This window comes from Methanosphaera cuniculi, assembly GCF_003149675.1.
Taxonomy (GTDB): domain Archaea; phylum Methanobacteriota; class Methanobacteria; order Methanobacteriales; family Methanobacteriaceae; genus Methanosphaera; species Methanosphaera cuniculi.
In genome coordinates this window covers 1-18,624 of the sequence record NZ_LWMS01000031.1, presented here as the reverse complement: position 1 = coordinate 18,624, position 18,624 = coordinate 1, and the positions used below count along the sequence as shown (strand labels likewise).

Genomic DNA, 18,624 nt, shown 5'->3' with positions numbered 1-18,624 from the left:
TTATTTAAAAAAAATAATACTAGGCTTAAAATTATTGCTAAAAAAAGAGTGAAGTGATGAAACAATATTTTAAGATTATTGTTTTTATTATTATTTCTTATCAGGATTATTTCTTTGGTTTTCTAACTCAGTTCGTCCTATATCAATAAATAATGCTTGTGCTGGAGTTAATTCATCATAAGATTTTGCTAAATGATATCCAAAAAAATCCAGTCTGATAAGATGTTTGCCTTCATTTGATTTTAAGACTTTTTTACCTCATCTTCAAGGTTGATATCATCATCAAGAGCATTTAATTTTTTAAGTTTTGTTACAAGTTCATCAAATACATCATTAGATAATCTTTCAGTTATATCTTTTTCATTGATTGTTTGACCGTCGATATTGAAACTACATTTGATAAGGTATACATTTGCATCGTATTCTGCTTCACTTGTATCAGCAAGGTTCAGTTTTGCTACTGCTTCAGTTCCTTGTGAACGTCTACCTTTTGTTCTTTCTGTTGTGTTGATTGTTCCAAGTGCTTTGTTTATTATTCTTCTGTAATTTTTTGTTTCTGCCACATTTATTTTTCTAACGTTTTCAGTTGTACCTGTTGATTCAAGAAATATAGGTACTTGTTCGTTTGTTCCTGCTAATAGGTCTTCAAATGCCATATTATTGCCTCCCAAAAAAAAATATTATATTTTTATTTTTACTATCTTTATCTATTCTTCTTCAGTACTAGTGTATGTTGAACTAGGTGTTGTTGTTGCTGTTTTTATTGAAGGGGTAATTTCTTCTTGATCATTTACAACAATACATCGAATATCAGTTCTTTTTTCTACTCCACTATTAAGTGCTACTTTTTTTGTTCCTGTAGCTTGAAGGGTGAGTTTTACTTCTACATCATCACTACCACTAAATTCTAACGGATCAATGCTGATTATACAGTTAAGTATTTCAATTTCAACATACTCTGTTGCATCTTCACAGGTCATTATTTTTAATTTTAGGGGAATTGTGAAAAGTTTACATTTTGATGGTATCCAGTATCCATTTTCATCTGTAATTGTTTCTAAATTTTCATCACCGTATTCTGATTTGATAACTGTTTCTAGGTTATCTGTATCAAATACAGTTGTGAGTTCTAATTGTATTTCACGTTCTCCTACGTTTGGTTGTCTTCCGTAGAATCTGTTACCCAGTCCTCTAGCACCGTCGATTTTATGATTATTTTTTATACTTAGTTTTAGTTCATTAAATACATAACTATCTACTCCACCAAGTGTTATTTGATAATCATAACCTATAAAGGGTACTGCATCTACTTCACGTATATCTTGCTCTGTTTGTGATATTTTTTTAGATTTTTCAGTTCTGTAAATCATTGAAAGTGAAGCAGTACTAAGCTCATCACTTGTCTCCAGGTTAAATTCATCCATTACACAACCTAGTAACGTTTTTTCAAGAACATAATCATCTACATCATATGTAAGTCTTGTTGTTGCACTAGGTAGTTTTGTAGAGTCTCCTCCGTAAAATTCATGACAATGTTTTGATTGTCCATTTACTGTTGTTGTTGAATGAGCATAATTCCCCAAAGTATAGTACATGTATTTGTGGAATACTTTTGTATCTATTGCAGTATCCATTTCACTTGATGGCTCTGGATAACCTACTCTCATTTTTTGTATTGTTTTACTTCCCCCGTTTAATGTTACAGGTTCAGCGTTTAAGCTTGCATTTGCTTTATCTGCTCTTATATGTGTATCATCATCTTCTGCTTCGTTTGCCCATTTTTGTTCAGGACTGAATGAAACTACTTGAGTCATTTTTTTATCATCCTTTCTTTTTTTTAATGTTTAAAATTTTTTTTTAGTTTAACTTAAAAAAAAATAATTATTCTTTTTGTTCTAGAACATTATTTTTAAAAATTATACTTTCAATATCACTAATTGACTTAGAACTATCTGAATCATCAATACTCACTGATTCCTGAGTAATGTCAATTACTGATTCACTCATTGTATTATCCTCATCAATAATACTAACAAGACAATTATTCCAAAGGAATTGAACTTTGAATAATACCAAAACACCAGCAACAGGTATAACTTCCTGTTTTCCATTTACTTTAAGATTTCCGTTAGGATAACCTTCTTTTACTTCAAAGCCTACAAACTTGAATAGTTCTTTGATGCTTCGTCTTGTATAATGTTTTAGGATTGAATCAATAACGCGCCCAACAAGATTATTAGCTCTTTGTTCCCCCTCTTCCAAGTCATTAGAGTATTCTATACAGTCAAATTCAATAGGAAATTCAACTGTAATCATCGAATGTTTATTAATTGACTCTGATTTTACGGGTTGCCAATTATGTTTTTGCATCCAAATTGATGGAGTTGTTAATGGTCTTTCGTTTTGAAGTGTAGTAATAAAATCTTCTACATCACCAAGTATTCCATCATTACTAATTTCTGTATTGATCCATGTTTCTACAGTATTATAAATTTCCTCTAGTACTGTGGTAATTGTTGTTGTTCTTGTCATTTCATACACCTTTCTATTGTTTCACTCCATAGCACAGGTAATTGTTTTTCAATTTCATCAATAGTTTTTTCTGCCATTTTTACAGGTTTGATTCCTTTTACTGATAATGTTCTTATGATTTGCCCATCAATTTCAAATTGGAGGAAAGGAGCAGTTTTTGGGAAAATTGGTGCTCCTCTATTACCATAGATACCTGTACCTGCTTCTAAGTATAATGCATAAGGCAGTTTATTTTGTATTTTGACTTGTTGACTGTTTTTTGTCATGCTCCATGCTCCTCTTAGTTCACCTGTTCGTTTTGGTGTTTTATCTTTTACAGAGGTGTATGCTTTTAGTCCTGTTTTGTTTAGCATTTCTTTTTGTATTTTACTTGATTTATTGCTGTAATCTATGTCTTTATTTTTTTTAAGGTTGATTTCAAATTTCATAATACTTTATTTCCTGTTATTGTTAACATTTCAATTTCTGAATTTCGGTAATCAACTGTTGATTTTTTGTAAGGTTCTAAGTCATCTTTTTCAGCTTGGGTAAATATCCTAAGAGGAACATATCTCTCTGTCCATTCATTTATATTTACCATACTTGTATTTTTGTAAATTTCTGCACTTGCTACCATATGAGCTGTAATTCGTAGACATACATTTTCATAAATGGGTGGTATTTCTGTTTCTTTTTTAGGATTGTTTGTATATTCATCGATCATATTTGAAGCATGAGTTATCCATTTTAATATGATTTCTTCTAATTTATTTGGATCTTTTCTTACATCAATACCCAATTTTGCTGGAGTTATTTGAGTAAAATTAATTACATCAACAACATTGCAATAAAAAGTTATTATCCTCACCACCATTGGTATTTTTTTAATATAAAATTATTCTGTATCATTTGTAGAAGATGAAGAATCACTCTTAGGAAGTGATTCAACAGTTTCAGCAAGTTCATTAATTTTTTTTCAAGATTATTTATTTCAGTCCGAATAAGATTGTAACGCCCTTTAGCTTTTACGCGCTGATCTAATTTTATTTTTTCATATGTAGGTAGCATTATTTTTACCTCATTTTATGGTTCTACTTTAGGTAGTGCTTTATATTCATCATCAGTCATTTTTGCAACAACAGCATAATCAGGGATACTATATTTAGCATCTGAATCCATTGTGTAGAAGTATGTGTTACTACTGGTATCTGCATGTCTATCAGGTTCAATTGTAAGATTTCTTCCCACACCAAAGTTTGTATTTTTTGGATTTGTAAGAAGTATTGATGCTTTACCACCATCTAAGTCTGTTCTTGCTTTTGCATTATTAAGTGTAGGGCTTGTTTTTATAGGTATATTTTCCCAATATAGAGGTATTCTTGTTGTGAGTATATCTACAACTTTATCACCTACTTTGTTAATGAAATAGTTATAGTATGCTCTGTAAACATTGGTTGGGACATAGAATGTGTAATCATCTTCATTTTGTGCTTCTTCAGGTAGTGAATAGAACATGTCTTCAAAGATTGATATAATTCCATCTGCTACATCAAAGTCTGTACCTGATACAAGTTGTTGTCCTGCTGATACAAGAAGACCATCTCTACGTGTGTATTGTTTATCAACTGTTTCTCCAAGTTTTGTGTTTCCGAATACTCTTGCTGTACTTACTCCACGATTAAATGCGTCTTGTGTGAGACTAAGAGCATTGCTTAATAAGTCTTGACCATATACATTATTTCTTACTTGTCTGTCTGATATAACAAGTTTTGCTCTTTGAGGTACAGGTTCAAGCACATCTTTTCCAATATCAATATTTGTTTCTGCAGGATCTTTATCGAAGTAGTAATGTTCAGGTAATATACCATCTTGTGTTACTTCTCCTGAGAGTCCTATTGTATAGATGTTTGCTTTTTCACCGTATACTGTTTGGTATGTTGCATCTTCAAGAATTGGGTCACTTAGAATTAATTTTTTTACGTAAGTTGCGAAAAGATTTGTTTCTAATACTGCTTTATTTGTATTTTCTTCTGTGAAACTTGCTTTAAATGATTCTTGTATTGTTGGATTGTAAATCATGTTTAGCAATGCTTGATTATCAAATGCTGGAATGATACCTGTATTTTTAAAACTTATGTTTTCTTTTCCTATTGATTTTGTACTTACCCCATTTTTGATGATATCATATATTACTTCACTTTCATGTATTTTCTTCATTTTTTGTGATTCTCCTATTCCATCATTTACTTTGATTTGTTTGGATTTGGTGGTTATGTTTCTTGTTGGGTTTGGTTTGGGTTTGGCTGATGATTTTTTACTTGTTGTTGGTTTTACATTGCTTTTTTTTGATTGGAGGCGTTTACGTTTTTCCTCTTCTTCCTCTTTTTCATCATCAGTTGTTGTATCCTCAGATTCTTTAGGTTTATCAGATTCTTTTGGCTCTTCCGATTCTTTTGGTTTATCGGTTGATTCTGGTTTATCTGTTGATGTTGTTTCTTCTTCATCAGTTGTTGATTCCTGTTCAGGTTTTTCATCAGATTCTTTTGATTCATCAACAACTGGTTTATTATCTGTTGTTGGCTCATCTGTTGATGTTATTTCTTTTTCATCAGATGATTCCTGTTCTTTTTCCTCATATTCTAATGATTTGAAAAAAGCTACTAATTTTTCTAAGAATGTTGTTTTATCCATCTTTTTTTCCTCATCAATTGATTTATTACTCTCATTAGCATCAAGTAAACATGATTGACAAAACATAGCACTACCTACACAAGGCATTCCTGTTAGTGTGACTGTGAAAAGTACAGGGTCTTTAATATCTTTGATAAGTGTTCTTTTAAAACTTATTTTGTCTGCTAATTTTTGAACTTCTTTTTGATGACTTTTAGCACTAGTACTTGTATTAACTAGGTTCATGAGTTCATCAGCATATTTTTTTTCAGCAGTTGTTGCACTATAAGCTGTAATTCTTTTTTCTTTGATTGCCTGAATCATCACAGGATTATATATTTCACTGGTAAGCCATAGTGTTCCTGCAGGTATTGTCTGAGTAGTCCCTGTTACATCGGTGAAATTATTGTCTTTTTGACTTATCCACATTTGTACAGGTTTACCTACTTGTTGCAGGTAGTAGGGTTTTGTCTTATTTGTAAATTGGTGTTCATAATCAATGATATTATAATTTTTGAAACTTGATGCAAGTTGTTGTATTTTTTCAGGTGTTAGTAATTCCTCTCCATCTGCATAGTCACAGTCTGGAGTGTTGGGGAGGAATACTGGTGCGGTTACTGTTATTGTTTCATTAATTTTGTTTCACCACTCACTTTTTCATCTTTTTTTATATTAGTGTTCGACAGTCATGTTATTTTTTTTATTTTAAATTCTAGTTTTTATCTTTTTTTTCGGAGGTTATAAGACAAGTTTTATAGTATAATATAGTAAGTATAGTTTTTTAGGTGAGCTTGGAACTTTGAATCCAATTTAATCTTTTTTTTACTCACCAACATAAAAAAAATAAAATTAATTTTAAACATTGTTTATTGTTGAATACTAAAATCACAGTATTTTCTTTTTTCGTGTTTAGCATTAATAGTTAGTTCATAAACAATGACCTAATAATGAGTATAAATAACTAAAATTTGTATAAAAAAAAATAAAAAATAAGTTATGACTAAGCAGGTAACAACTCACATCGACAATTAATAACTTCTTCAGCATCACCTCTATCATCACGAGGAAATTCAAGTCCATTCGGAAATACTTCGTCCTTAGGGATAATCGTACCTTCCAATTCTGCATGACTATCCCTAACTTTATCATCACCTTGGGTAATCCATTGTTTATTTTTTATTGATTCATCATTCATAATTTCATCATATGCTGACTCATTTTTTGAACCTTGTATTATGCTTTCAGCCATTCTTTTTGCATCCTCATTAAAAATTTTTCTTAATTTATCATTTAATGATTTTTTCAAGTGGACTGTATCTTTTTTATTTTTATAGTGTTTTTGAATTACTCTACTTACTTTTTTTGTTGTTCTTTTTGAAAATGTAGAATTAGTATATTTTTTTTGTCTTTTCAACCTGTAATTTTTAGCTTTAAGTTTTCCAGTCAAACTTGTTTTTTTTCTTGTTCTTTTAAATCTTGATTTTACCTTATTACTTATAAGTTTAAACCATGATTTTTTTGTTATATCATCTGATAAAAGAGAGTTAGTAACTTCCTTATTGTGAAGCAGTTCAGTATATTGTTGATGTCTTTGTCGTGCTAGTTCCATACTCTGCTCCACATAACTATCCATAAGTTCGTTATACCATTCATCATAATTGCTAAGAAGCATATATAATTCATTTTCAAGTATATTCAAGTTCATAGATGGATAGTCAAGATTTCTAGTGATGACATCAATTATCTGTTGAAACATAACACCAGTATATTTTTCGTACAGCTCATTTTCTAATTTTTTTTCTAGCTTTAAACTCATTTTTAAAAATTTGTTGAATTCTTGATTGAGCTTTTTTGCCTGAAATGTTTTGAAGCTCATTATCAGATACTGTTGTTGTGTCATTTCCTTCCCTCTCTATTCGTTCTGCTTCATCTAATAATTGTTGTTGTACATTTTCAAAGAAACTATCATCAAAGTCTTCAATTGACTCTTCAAATACAACACGTTCAGGAACCCCTTTAATTGTATATTCATCAAGAAGAGGGTTATTAGGATCCGCTGATGCTCCAAACTGTTTACCAATTTTTTCTATTGCTTGTCTCCTTGTAATAAGTCCATAATCAAGCAAGTCTTTTATCTGAGTTATTTGTTCACTAATATCAGTTTTACGAATTTGATTAAATTTAAAAATCCAGTCAAAAATACCCCAATCTTGTTGAATGATAATTTTATTAAAACGATTTTCAAAAAGTGTTTGTAATGGAGCAATCACTCTTTCAACAAAACCCTCATAATCAGCAAGTGCAGTATTTCCTCCAAGATTACCTGTTTTTGTTGTACCAATCAAGTCACTACTAATTCCATGACTTGCACAAATTTCCTCTTTATTATCTTGTCTAAGCAGTCTAAAACTAGCTTCTTTCACATCATTACTTAGTGGAGTAAATTGTATGTTAGCTGGTGTTTCATCAAGAGTTGGAACACTGAGAACTACTGCACTATGAGGATTTTTAATTACTTCTTTGATTTGACTTGCTACCTTGTATCTTAAGGTCTTCGTTATATCATAGTCAGGATTTTTTGTTCCATCGTCAAAATATTCAGGCACATCGTAATCTTGGAAGTCCCCGCTAATAGATACAGCGAAAGCAGGAAGCCCATAATTTTCAAAAAATTTATTATTAAAATTAGCTCTTCCAATTTCACTTTTTATTGTATCAAGTTCTGTAGTTATCTTAGCACTTCCATAATTAGCAGAATTAGTTTTATATTTAGTTACCCATATTACTTCATGTGCTGTTTCATCAAAAGACAAACTACCTTGTTCTACAATTTCACCTGTATATCTATTTACATCATATTTAATTCCATTTTCATCATAATTCTTTCCATAAAGCACGAAAAATGCATGTTCACCATTATATTCTTGTTTAATTCTAACTTCATCATTATGAAGCATACAATATGTAATATCAAGTCGTTTAATATCAATGATATGATGGTCAGAGTCTTCAGTATCACGTATAAGTTCAATTCCTGCACAACCAAGAGCTTCATAATCATATATGACTTCTTGAAGTTCTTCTCGTAAATCTTTTGAAAAATGAGTTATAAGGTCTATTATTTTATTTTTATTTTCTACATTTGGGTCATAGTCAATGTCTGATACAGGTACTATATCCCAGCCATGACCTACAACAGCATTACTTATAATATCACAACATTGCTCATGAAAAACATTTAAACGAAGTAATCCACTCAGAAATTGAAGAGGATACTCAGGAACTTTATAACCCTCCCACTTATCCATATCTATCTGTGCACTCCTACTAAAGCTTCCATTTTTGAATGCATACTGACTATATGTGTTACGGTCTATGAGTTGTGGATTGCTATATGTATCATAATTATCAACTGTAACAAGATAACTGCTTGATAGCAATTCTTTATCATCATTCATATATTCTGTAATTATCTTCACCTTCTAAAAAAAATTAATTATACATTTATTTTTGGTTTTTTCTTAAGCCAATACCTAGCACTTCCAGTCAAACTGTCCACAATATCATCTTTACCACCCTCACGACCAGTAAAATTTATTAATTGATCCACTAATTTTTCATTCCAAGGTGCTTTAATAATTTTGAAATGTCTGTCCTCACAAAGTGCTTCAAGTTCAAAGCTACGCATATTCTTAGCACGTGTTACTTTATCAGCTCTTATTGTGTATCCTTGAAGTTCACGTTGAAGATTATTTATCAATATTTTCGAAGCACTTCCTGGTTCTTGTTCTATTTTAATGAATGTTTTTTTTCCATCTTTGTACGCAGATTTTATGAATTTATTTTTTGTTTGACTTGCAGTGAATTTACCATTTACAAGGTCTAGAACATAAAGATTCTTTCCATCATACCCTGTTAATACTCCACTTGTTTCATCTCCTTGTTCACCACTTCCTGCGAAGTCCCAATACCGTAGTGTAGGTATATCACATATCTTATTTTCATCAATAACACAATTTAGTTTGTCTGTAAGTTCATCATAAAACCATTCACGTTTGAATATATTTCCTTCACGCTCTTTAGGGTCACCTTGATAAATCGCGTTGAACAAGTAGCTACCCATTGCTTGTTTTTCTTTCATGAGCCAATCGTAGCTTCGTTGATCTTCCCATAGTACTTCATTCTTTTTTCGTCTTAGGATATCAGATTCGGGGTCTGTGCATATTGCAGGCATGTTCACATCAACCCATACATTTGGGTCTATGGATTCACCACCACGTAGAATTTTTAGTGCTTCAAGTCCACTGATAACTGGTTCTGTTTCTTTGATAATTCCATGTAAGTCCTTAAGGTGCAGTCTTTGTGCAATTACAATCATTATAGGGGGTTTTCCATCTGTACGTTTTTGTAGTCTTGTTTTTGCTGTTCCACTAAACCAGTTACGTAGTCTTTGTTGGATTGTTTCACTTTCTGCTTCATTCACTGATTTTATAGGGTCATCAATAATGAACAGTCCTGCTCCAAATCCCAGGATACTTCCCCCAGCTCCTACAGCAAGCATCTGACCATCGTAAGGCTTTGCTATTTGAAATTTATTTTTTGCTTTATTATCACTACTAACTTTTACTTCATATGGTGAGAGGTAACCATAGTAATTGATGATGTCTTTTACACTTCCGCCGAACTCACTTGCTAGACGTTGACTGTATGATGAAAGTATTATCTGCTCATTAGGAAAATGTGATAAGAAATAACTACAAAAATTCTTTGAAATTAATGTGGATTTCCCATGCCTTGATGGAACGCTAAGTAACAATTTTGACATTTTACCTTGTATTGCATATTGTAGTAATTCAATAATGATGAGGTCAAAGTCACGTGGTTTCCAACGTCCACCATTTATTAGCATACTCCAACGTCCAAGTCCTAGTATTCCATGTTCATTAGCAGTGTTCATCATAACTAATCACTTTTGTTCTTTATCTTTGTCTACAAGCTTTTTCATAAATCTGAGTTCATTATTCATAAATTGTTCATCATGAAGTGTCTTTTGAATATTTAATTTTGTATTCACCATGCTTGTTGTATTCGCTTCCATGTTAATATTTTGCGTGTCTTTGATTGTTTCAGGCAGTCCTAGGAATCTAAGTGCTAGTTTAGTATTATTCACATTTGCATCTGTAAGGTTTTTCAAACTACTTGCTACACTAGTACTTTTGATTGATTCATTTTTTTCTAGTCTTTTAGTTTCAGGATTTGGAATTAATCCCAGATCAATAAGTAATGTTTGAAGTACAGCATCTGTAGCATCATGGTACTGATTTATTCGTTCTAATCTTTTCTGGAAATATTGTTCTTTTTCTTTTTCTTGTTGATGCATTTGTTTTTGAATGTCATAATCGTCTTTTGCTTCTGCTCTTGACACCCAATCATATTTTCGACTGTATTCTTTTAATTGTCTGAGTGATATATCAATACCATATTCTGCCTTTAATTTTGTTAGAGATCTGCCTGTTCCAAGTTTAAGATATTTCGCGAATAAGTCAAATGCTTTTGTGCTTTCGTGAGGATATCTGTACTCCCAAATATGTTCTGCAGCAGTACTCATAATTATTAACCTCTTCTAATTCAATATTTTTTTTATTTTTTTTCTGTTTTATATTTCTGATGCCATAACCAGTAATTATAATAATATTTTTGAAATTGTATAATTACCTATTCGTCCCCACACAAATGGAGCAATCCATGAGGTGCTATCCACACTATCAAAGGGTATTTCATCAAGTGTTATTTTTTCAAATTCCATTTTAATTTCAACCTCTCAAATTTGTAATATAATCATTTAAATTAAATTGTTTATCAATATTCTTTTTATGAATTGCATATGTTCCTGAATCTGTTGTTTCAAGTTCAATTATATCAAATACCTTATAAGGTTTCCATGTAAATTTTGCAACTACGATAGGTGTTGCTCCGAATCCATGTGAAAAATGTACAAGTTCTTCTACTTGTTCACTTCTTATGTAGATATGATCATTTTTACTACTTTTCACTTCAACTGCATAATATTTGTACTACTGTTCTTTCTTCATTGTATCCTTTATTTGACACCAGGAATCACCTTGTGAAAATTTGTAATAAAAATAATATTATTTGTGCTATTATTGTCGTGGTTATCGCTTTTACGTAGCTTTCTTGTTTTCTGAATTTGTCATCAAGAATACCATACATTAATTCTAGTTTTATTACTTTTTCATGATCTTTATTTATGTCCTTTCTGATTTGTCGGAGTTCTTTCATTATTTCTTCTTGATTTGTTATTACTTTTTTTTCAAGATTTCCTATCCTGTATTCTTCTACTGTTGATTCAAGGGAATTAATGTCATTTAAAGGAGTTATTTTTGTTTTATTTACCATATTCATCAATTCCTAAATCCGTTACAGGTATATCCTTAGATAAGTACCCTATTAGACCTCCTAGGCATAATGCAGGTATATCTGAAACGTTCAAATATATTGATAATACTGATGCTATTCCTACAAATACGATAATTACTATTTTTGTGATATCCAGTTCTTTAATTTCCATGATTTTTTTTACCTTCTTTTCTTTTTTATGTGTTTTTAATGATTATTTTTTTGTGTAGATTATTCATTTTAAAAAAAGAGATTATTTATTTTTTGTTCATTTTGTACTGATTCAATTCTTTTCTTGTTTTATGTATCCATGAATCTACAACAATTATATTTTTTTTGTGATATCTACATACATATATCCAGGATATATTATTCCACTTGTTAGTGGAGCTAGGATAACTAATCCACATTTTGTGCAGTATGTTTCTTGGTGTCTGATATCTTTTTGGAATTTTGTGCTATGACATTCAGGACACATTTTTATTATTTTATTTTTCCTTTTTTTTGTCATAATGTAATGATTCCCATTCGTAGCTCATGAATAAATGATATAATAAGCCCTAGTACTCCAAATATGAGAGGCAGATATTCCCTTAGCAATTTTTTTATTTTATTTTTATTTCTATTTTTTTTCATAGTAATTCAACCATAAGACAAAAAGATTATGTAAAAAAAAAATTACCTCTCCTTACTATAAGTGTAACGCTTTTAAAAAAAAAAGTAAAATATATTATTTATGCTGGAGGTGAAGTCGTCTGAATTCTGCTACAATTTTTTTGTATTCTACTTCTAGGTTTGGGTGTCTATGTCCATACAAATTTCCTGTTCCTATTTCTTGGGTGAGGATATGTTTATATTTTCTTCGATATTTTCTTACTCTGTCATTTCCATACTTGCGTTTTGCGTTTCTACTACATTCAGTATCACAGTATAGTTGATGTGGTGCTTTTGGTATGAATGTATTATTACACCATCGACATTTTTTTTGAGAGTATTTTTTTTGAATCATTACCATCATGAAAAAAATAAGTGATTTTATTTTTTATATAAATACAAAATAGGAAGGGGAAGTTAAATTTTAAGCTAGTTATTTTTTCATTTTTTTCCCTGATAAAAATTTAGAACTTTAAAAAACTGGAATTTTAATTTAATTTTTTTTCAACACTTAAAATAATAAAGTAAAAATCTTAACGTTTATGCCTATATGACGATTAATTTGGTAATATTTTTTCTAATACAGCATCTAGCTTATTCCCAGGTAGCTTCCCCTTTTTATTGTATGATTTAACTTTAACATTAGGTTTTTCTTATGATTTCCTATTATTCGCTCCCACCCTTTTTCATACCTTGACAGTAAAAGTATGAGCCATAATTATATAAATATTTGTTTAATCTAATCCCGGAATAATAATCATAGAAATAAAAGGAATCTACTTGTAAATTCCTTTTTCTATACCTTCTACTACTATTTTTCTTGCATCTTTGATAGAACTATCACTATAGTTGTATTCTTTCTGGAAATTTGGATGGTCAAGTATGCTTAAATACATTTTTCCGTACATTTTTGATGTTTCGGGTAATGTGTCTTTGATTGTGTTTAGTACGGTTTCTGCTTTATCTTCTGTTTTTTTGTCAAGTCCGATAAGTGCCTGGTTTTGTTCATCGGATGAAGATGTTGTTTTTTCAACTTTTTTAGTTTTTGATTTCTGAACTTTCTTATTTGTTTTGTTTTCACCAGTGATTTTTGAAGTGTTTGTTGCATCGATTCTATCACATTCTGTTACATCTAGGAATTGTAGGAGTAGATATCGGTGACTATATGTTTGAAGTGCTCCTATTTCTTGCATTCTTTTTGTTGAATTCATTTCTTGTGGTTCAGGGATAAGTATTTGAAATGTGACAGGGTCTTGATGGTCATCTTGTTCAAGGTCATATATTTCAAGTCTTGCATTTTGTTTTTCTATGTCAAATATGAAGTAGTCTGCTATTTTGAATTTTGTACAGATTTCATTTTTGACGGGTATTATATCCTGTAGTTCAAAATAGTTGAAATGTTGGTATTTATTTTTTCCACTTTTTTTTACATCTTGTTGCTGAAAGTAGCTTCTTCCATCATTTATTTTTTTCATTGTTTTGATATTCATTGTTTTTCACTCTCTTTTGTTTTTTCTTATTTATTATTTTTATTTTTACTAGTATATTAAATTTTAGGTCAAAAAGAATGACCTAAAAAGAGTAGAGTTAAAATAAGCACTCTACTTCATGTTCCTCATACTCTCGATTAGGATTAATTCCTAATTCTTCTATCAGGTGTGTTTTATTTTTGTCGAAACAAAGGTCAAACGCATCTTTGTCAGTTATTAATTCTCCGAATGCACTACTTTCCCATAGTTCATTCCAATAGATTATTGCTAGGTTTCCTTTTTGTTCACCATATTTTATTCTTACAAGTCCCATGTTTCCCCCTTCATTATTACAGGGAGCTTCATTATGACATGTGAGGTTATCTGTTGCAGGTACATATGCAACTACTTCAGTATGATTATGGTTGAATATTCTTATATCTATCATTTTATTTTCTCAGTTTTCTTGTTTTTCATGGATTTCAATTCCTAACACTTCTGACACTCTGTTAACATCACATTCAAGTACAACCCATTTCCCCGAAGGATAATAGTATGTGAAGTAATGTTTTATTATTTTCCAATTTTCTGCAGATATTTCTTTGTTTAATTCATACATTTTTTCTTTATCCATATCAAGCATTTTTTTGTCAAAATAATCTGCTTCATATTCAGTACATATTCTTACATCGTACCTATCGAATTTTGCAGATATATTGTAGAAATCACGATATGTTCTTTTATCTACATATCCTCCTAGACAATATATTTCATTTGATATACATACGAGTTTTGTATCATCATTGCAAGGTGTTGTTAGTGTTTTTTCTTTTTCTTGAAGTTGTAGCATTATACCATCAAGGATTTTATTTATTTTGTCCCATAGATACTCTTTGAATTCAGTATATTTCATGAATTTTGAATTGTCTTTTCCTGCTTTCCACGTATTTTCTTCGCTCCAATAGTATTCTGCTGTTTCTAGAATTTTGTCAAGGTCATAGTTTTCTTTTATGCTGTCCATTCTTTCATTTTCTGGAACTTGGGGTGCTACATCATTTGTGAAGTTTTCTAGTTTGTCCATTATATTTTTTTGGTCATATGCATCAAATTCGTATCGTCCAATTAGTTCTGAAAAATATTCATAGATTTGGTTGCATTTATTCCTTTTTTTTACTTCTATTGTTGTTTCCATTATTTTCACTTCCATTTTATTTTTCTTATTCCTTATTTTTTTGTATCCATATTCAAAAAATGTTAATGAGAGAAAAAAATAAATTCTCTCATAATACATATTGGTATAAATTTAGTTTTTGTATTGCTTCATGTGTGTTGAATAGACTTGTTGTGATTTCGTCAAGTTTTTTGTTGATTGATTGTATTTCATTGTATGCCATTGTAATTTCTTTTAGGTATTCTTTTGTGTTTTTGTATTCATCACATATTTTTAGTTTTGTTTTTGTATCTGTTGTTTCATTGTGTCTTTGTTGGTTTAGTGTCATTATTTTTTGTTGTAGGTTTTGTTTTGTTATTTGTAGTTCTTTTTGTAGTTGTTTTGTATTTACTTGGGGTATTTTTATTTGGTTGTGTGTTGTTTGTATTGTTTGACTTATTTCTTTTATTTTTTTTTGATTTTTATTTTTCATTTTTAATTACCTCTTTTTTATTGTCTATATTATATTATATTTATTTTAGTATATAAATGTTTCTATTATAAATTTACTAAAAAAATAATAAAGTAAAAATAAAATTTACCCTATCTTATTATACCAAATATTTATAAATTAATTCTTGTACATCTGAATAAATTTGATTTATGCTTTTTTCATTTCCTTTAAAGTCTGATTCTATTATGCCATATATTGTCCACACCTTATTTAGTTCTAGTTTGTTCAGTAGCTCTTGTTCTTGGAGCATTATATATTGGTTTGTATGTTCTTTATTTGATAGTTCCAATTTTATTATTTGGTTTTGTATTGTTTCTATGTTTTTTTCTATGACTGCTAGAATTTCCTCTATTTGGTTTTGGTTTGGATTTTCCAATATTTGTTTTTTGTTTAGCATTTTTTTTACCTCTTTGTGTTTTTCTATATAATATTATATAAATTATAGTATTTAAATGTTTCTATTATATATTTACTAAAAAAATAGTAAAGTAAAAATAAAATTTACTTTACTTTAATCACCACAATTAGCAATAATATAACTTTCAACTAAATTATAAATTTTGTTTAATTCATTTTTTAGCTCATCCATATTATTGTTCACATATTCTTCTTTGGTGAATTTAAAATAATTTTTTTTATTTTCTATACTCCAATCAAATAAGATGCTTGTTAATGTTTCGTCTTCTTTGTGATTGTATATCATTTTTTTTAATTCTTTTGTTTTTATTTCAAGAGCTGTAAGCTCCATATATTTAGGATTGTTTATGTAACCTTTATTATTATATGTTCTTAGGTGTTCTCCTTTCATGCTTATTTTTAGTGTAGATATTTTACCAGTTAAATAATCTACATTGTACCTAATTTCCCATATTGCATAGTTGTATGGGTTTGCTCTGTGTTTTTGTTCTGCTCTTTTCATGAAGTTTGAAGCTGTTGTGTATTGTTTTGAATGTTTTTTATTTATTTCATTTATTATTTTTTGTTCTAGTTTTTTGTTTTGTATTGTTTTTATTTTTTTTGTCATTTTGAATAACCTCTTTGTGTTTTTCTATATTATAGTATATAAGTTATAGTATTTAAATGTTTCTATTATATATTTACTAAAAAATATATGGATAAAAAATAAAAAATACTTGACCCTCCCATAATATTTGTATGAGGTCTTATACTGATACTATGTATATTGATTATAATATTTAAATGTTTCTATTATAAAATTACTAATAAAAAAGAGAGTAATAAAAAAAGTATTCAACGAACACAAACCTCTACCAACCCTCTTTTACCCGTCACATAATCATATCTATTCATATTCACGCGAAAAACAAATTCTGTATCATCATCAGAAATAGGAAATACTTTGTCAGACAAAGAAATTCTGGGCTCTTTAGAAAAAATTTTTCTTTTACAAAAATTTATAATAGGTGCAGGTTCATCCGAAGTTATATAACTTGTTCCATCCATATCATAAATATAAACATAATCATTAAAAAAACTTCTTACCAATTCAGGTAATCGAATAATTTTTATTTTATAAACTTTTTCCTTTCCAGCTTTATTTTTTGCTTTTCTAGTTTCATGACCAATTTTTGCAGATTGCTCCACAATTATATTTTTATTTTCATCCTCAATAATATTCACAATTATTACCTCCATATAATAAATTAAAATGGCTCCGCTACAATAATCCCTTGTTTACCACTAACAAACTCTACCTCATCAGGGTTAAAAATATACCTGAAATTATGATAATTGGATAAATTATTATACAAATGCTTTGGAAGTACAATACCAAATTGATTAGGATTCCGCTCCACAACATTAACCTTTTCATACTCATACATTGAACCCGGATTAACTCCCACAATATGAATTGTATCATCATTTGCCTTATAAAAATAAATATCTGACTTACCATCAGGACAAAGATAATTCCTCAATGAGCTAGGAAAAATTACACTAAAATCAGTATACTCCCTTTTTTGTCCAGCATCAGTAGTATATTTATGCCCAAGTTTAGTTAGCTGATTTTCATAATTAATAACAAGCTTCTTATCATCATTACTACGTTTAAAAAAATAACTCATAAATTACACCTCCATATATATTAAATTACAATAAAAACAGTGCAAGAGTAGTGATTACTCTGTGTAATAATCACCACCAAGTATGCTTATTTCAGTTTGATTTGATTTTATTGTACTTCCATTAAGTTTTGTTCCATTTTCATCATAGATATTAGTTACTATATTTTTTCCATTTATTGTTTCATATTCGAATGTTATTGTTTTGTCTATAAGTATTCCATCAGTTGTTTCTTCTAGATTACTGAAGTCATTTGTTTTTACTGCTGTCATGTATTCATTGTATATATTATGATAATTTTGACTGTAATTATATAGACCACTTGTTGTATTTTCAGGTAGTAAATATGTTTTTCCATTTAGGTTTATTTGTGACATGTAACCATCATTTAGGTTTTTGTCATTTAAGCCGTATTGTGTGTAATTGTATTCTATTGATTCATTTACATTTGTTTGTGCTGGGAGTGTTATGTTTTTTTCTGTTATTATTGCTTTTGTGTTTGTATTGTTATTTGGTGTTGTGTTTGTATTTCCTGTGAACATGACTAATAGGAATATTAGTATTAGTGCTATGATGAATCCTATTATTATTTTTTTGTTTGTTTTTTTTCTTTTTTCTAGTTCCTCTGGTGTGAGGTCTTTTATTTTTTTCAATTGTGTTCACTCCATTACTTTTTTTTGTTATTTGTTTATTGGAATGAATTTTAATGTTCCATGCGTGTTTGTTATAGGGTCTGTTTTGTCTGGAATGAATATGTATTTTATTGTATTGTAATTTTGTATGTTTATGACTAGTTTTTTAGGTATAATTATTTTTGTTGTGAGTGGTGATTTTATTTGTTGTATTGTGATATGTTTGTATTCTTCTTTTGGTAGGCTTATTGGTTCTGTTGGTGTGATGTAGTAATTGTTTTCTTGTTTGTATATGTATATATCTTTTCCTGTATTGTATAGTTCGATATACCAGTATGGGAATGTAACTGTGTATTTTTTGTATGATTTTCTTGTTTTTCCTTTTCTTTCGTGTTTTGTTTTTGATATGATTACCGGGTGTTCTTGGATTATTTTTGTTGGTTCTATTTCTACACGTAACATTATAATAATATTTATATATGTCTCTAATACACATCCCTGAGCCCACGAGACGGACCCCTA

Annotated in this window: 25 protein-coding genes and 1 pseudogene; all 26 read right to left on the bottom strand. The window is 29.4% G+C overall.

Annotated elements, in window-relative coordinates; genetic code table 11:
• Nucleotides 1–242: 242 nt before the first annotated feature.
• Nucleotides 243–656, bottom strand: coding sequence for a hypothetical protein (locus tag MSCUN_RS04855; RefSeq protein ID WP_095608523.1), 414 nt, complete (start codon nt 654–656; stop codon nt 243–245).
• Nucleotides 657–707: 51 nt separating this feature from the next.
• The gene (locus tag MSCUN_RS04850) at nt 708–1,814 is read right to left on the bottom strand and encodes a phage tail tube protein (protein ID WP_095608524.1); all 1,107 of its coding nucleotides are present in this window, start codon (nt 1,812–1,814) and stop codon (nt 708–710) included.
• A gap of 67 nt (nt 1,815–1,881) precedes the next feature.
• Nucleotides 1,882–2,532, bottom strand: a complete 651-nt coding sequence (locus MSCUN_RS04845) for a hypothetical protein (RefSeq protein WP_095608525.1) — start codon at nt 2,530–2,532, stop codon at nt 1,882–1,884.
• Nucleotides 2,529–2,960, bottom strand: coding sequence for an HK97 gp10 family phage protein (locus MSCUN_RS04840; RefSeq protein WP_095608526.1), 432 nt, complete (start codon nt 2,958–2,960; stop codon nt 2,529–2,531). The genes MSCUN_RS04845 and MSCUN_RS04840 overlap by 4 nt, the downstream gene beginning before the upstream one ends.
• Nucleotides 2,957–3,379, bottom strand: coding sequence for a hypothetical protein (locus MSCUN_RS04835; protein WP_146192112.1), 423 nt, complete (start codon nt 3,377–3,379; stop codon nt 2,957–2,959). The genes MSCUN_RS04840 and MSCUN_RS04835 overlap by 4 nt, the downstream gene beginning before the upstream one ends.
• 215 nt (nt 3,380–3,594) lie before the next feature.
• The gene (locus MSCUN_RS04825; RefSeq protein WP_245837641.1) at nt 3,595–5,805 is read right to left on the bottom strand and encodes an XkdF-like putative serine protease domain-containing protein; all 2,211 of its coding nucleotides are present in this window, start codon (nt 5,803–5,805) and stop codon (nt 3,595–3,597) included.
• 376 nt (nt 5,806–6,181) lie between these two features.
• Complete coding sequence (locus MSCUN_RS04820; protein WP_170104049.1) at nt 6,182–6,937, bottom strand: phage minor head protein; 756 nt, start codon at nt 6,935–6,937, stop codon at nt 6,182–6,184.
• A gap of 25 nt (nt 6,938–6,962) precedes the next feature.
• The gene (locus tag MSCUN_RS04815) at nt 6,963–8,639 is read right to left on the bottom strand and encodes a phage portal protein (protein WP_095608531.1); all 1,677 of its coding nucleotides are present in this window, start codon (nt 8,637–8,639) and stop codon (nt 6,963–6,965) included.
• A 38-nt stretch (nt 8,640–8,677) separates the two neighbouring features.
• Nucleotides 8,678–10,141: a phage terminase large subunit family protein gene (locus MSCUN_RS04810; protein ID WP_095608532.1), complete on the bottom strand. Its 1,464-nt coding sequence runs from the start codon at nt 10,139–10,141 to the stop codon at nt 8,678–8,680.
• Nucleotides 10,142–10,147: 6 nt separating this feature from the next.
• Nucleotides 10,148–10,789, bottom strand: coding sequence for a hypothetical protein (locus MSCUN_RS04805; protein WP_095608533.1), 642 nt, complete (start codon nt 10,787–10,789; stop codon nt 10,148–10,150).
• 75 nt (nt 10,790–10,864) lie between these two features.
• Nucleotides 10,865–10,987 carry a hypothetical protein gene (locus MSCUN_RS08435; RefSeq protein WP_275542262.1) on the bottom strand — a complete coding sequence of 41 codons (123 nt, stop codon included), beginning with the start codon at nt 10,985–10,987 and terminating at the stop codon, nt 10,865–10,867.
• Nucleotides 10,988–10,994: 7 nt separating this feature from the next.
• A pseudogene (locus MSCUN_RS04800) lies at nt 10,995–11,240 on the bottom strand (hypothetical protein); the annotation flags it as partial.
• Between the two features lie 58 nt (nt 11,241–11,298).
• A complete protein-coding gene (locus MSCUN_RS04795) occupies nt 11,299–11,598 on the bottom strand; it encodes a hypothetical protein (protein ID WP_095608535.1) in 300 nt (99 codons plus the stop codon).
• Nucleotides 11,588–11,770: a hypothetical protein gene (locus MSCUN_RS04790; protein ID WP_095608536.1), complete on the bottom strand. Its 183-nt coding sequence runs from the start codon at nt 11,768–11,770 to the stop codon at nt 11,588–11,590. Before MSCUN_RS04790 ends, MSCUN_RS04795 begins: the two co-directional genes overlap by 11 nt.
• Nucleotides 11,771–11,923: 153 nt before the next feature.
• Nucleotides 11,924–12,109 (bottom strand): TFIIB-type zinc ribbon-containing protein, encoded by a 186-nt coding sequence (locus MSCUN_RS04785; protein WP_095608537.1) that lies wholly within the window; start codon nt 12,107–12,109, stop codon nt 11,924–11,926.
• Between the two features lie 219 nt (nt 12,110–12,328).
• Entirely contained in the window at nt 12,329–12,616 is a 288-nt protein-coding gene (locus tag MSCUN_RS04780) for a hypothetical protein (protein WP_146192111.1), read from the bottom strand.
• Between the two features lie 412 nt (nt 12,617–13,028).
• Entirely contained in the window at nt 13,029–13,742 is a 714-nt protein-coding gene (locus MSCUN_RS04775; protein ID WP_095608539.1) for an ERF family protein, read from the bottom strand.
• Between the two features lie 97 nt (nt 13,743–13,839).
• The gene (locus MSCUN_RS04770) at nt 13,840–14,169 is read right to left on the bottom strand and encodes a hypothetical protein (protein WP_095608540.1); all 330 of its coding nucleotides are present in this window, start codon (nt 14,167–14,169) and stop codon (nt 13,840–13,842) included.
• A 9-nt stretch (nt 14,170–14,178) separates the two neighbouring features.
• Nucleotides 14,179–14,913 (bottom strand): hypothetical protein, encoded by a 735-nt coding sequence (locus tag MSCUN_RS04765; RefSeq protein WP_095608541.1) that lies wholly within the window; start codon nt 14,911–14,913, stop codon nt 14,179–14,181.
• 88 nt (nt 14,914–15,001) lie between these two features.
• Entirely contained in the window at nt 15,002–15,364 is a 363-nt protein-coding gene (locus tag MSCUN_RS04760) for a hypothetical protein (protein WP_095608542.1), read from the bottom strand.
• Nucleotides 15,365–15,482: 118 nt separating this feature from the next.
• Complete coding sequence (locus MSCUN_RS04755) at nt 15,483–15,782, bottom strand: hypothetical protein (RefSeq protein ID WP_095608543.1); 300 nt, start codon at nt 15,780–15,782, stop codon at nt 15,483–15,485.
• A 114-nt stretch (nt 15,783–15,896) separates the two neighbouring features.
• Nucleotides 15,897–16,409, bottom strand: a complete 513-nt coding sequence (locus MSCUN_RS04750) for a hypothetical protein (protein ID WP_095608544.1) — start codon at nt 16,407–16,409, stop codon at nt 15,897–15,899.
• Between the two features lie 227 nt (nt 16,410–16,636).
• Nucleotides 16,637–17,026, bottom strand: a complete 390-nt coding sequence (locus tag MSCUN_RS04745; protein ID WP_095608545.1) for a hypothetical protein — start codon at nt 17,024–17,026, stop codon at nt 16,637–16,639.
• Nucleotides 17,027–17,049: 23 nt separating this feature from the next.
• Nucleotides 17,050–17,472 (bottom strand): hypothetical protein, encoded by a 423-nt coding sequence (locus MSCUN_RS04740; protein WP_095608546.1) that lies wholly within the window; start codon nt 17,470–17,472, stop codon nt 17,050–17,052.
• A 54-nt stretch (nt 17,473–17,526) separates the two neighbouring features.
• A complete protein-coding gene (locus tag MSCUN_RS04735; protein ID WP_095608547.1) occupies nt 17,527–18,123 on the bottom strand; it encodes a hypothetical protein in 597 nt (198 codons plus the stop codon).
• Nucleotides 18,124–18,150: 27 nt separating this feature from the next.
• Nucleotides 18,151–18,564, bottom strand: coding sequence for a hypothetical protein (locus MSCUN_RS04730; protein ID WP_095608548.1), 414 nt, complete (start codon nt 18,562–18,564; stop codon nt 18,151–18,153).
• Nucleotides 18,565–18,624: the final 60 nt, after the last annotated feature.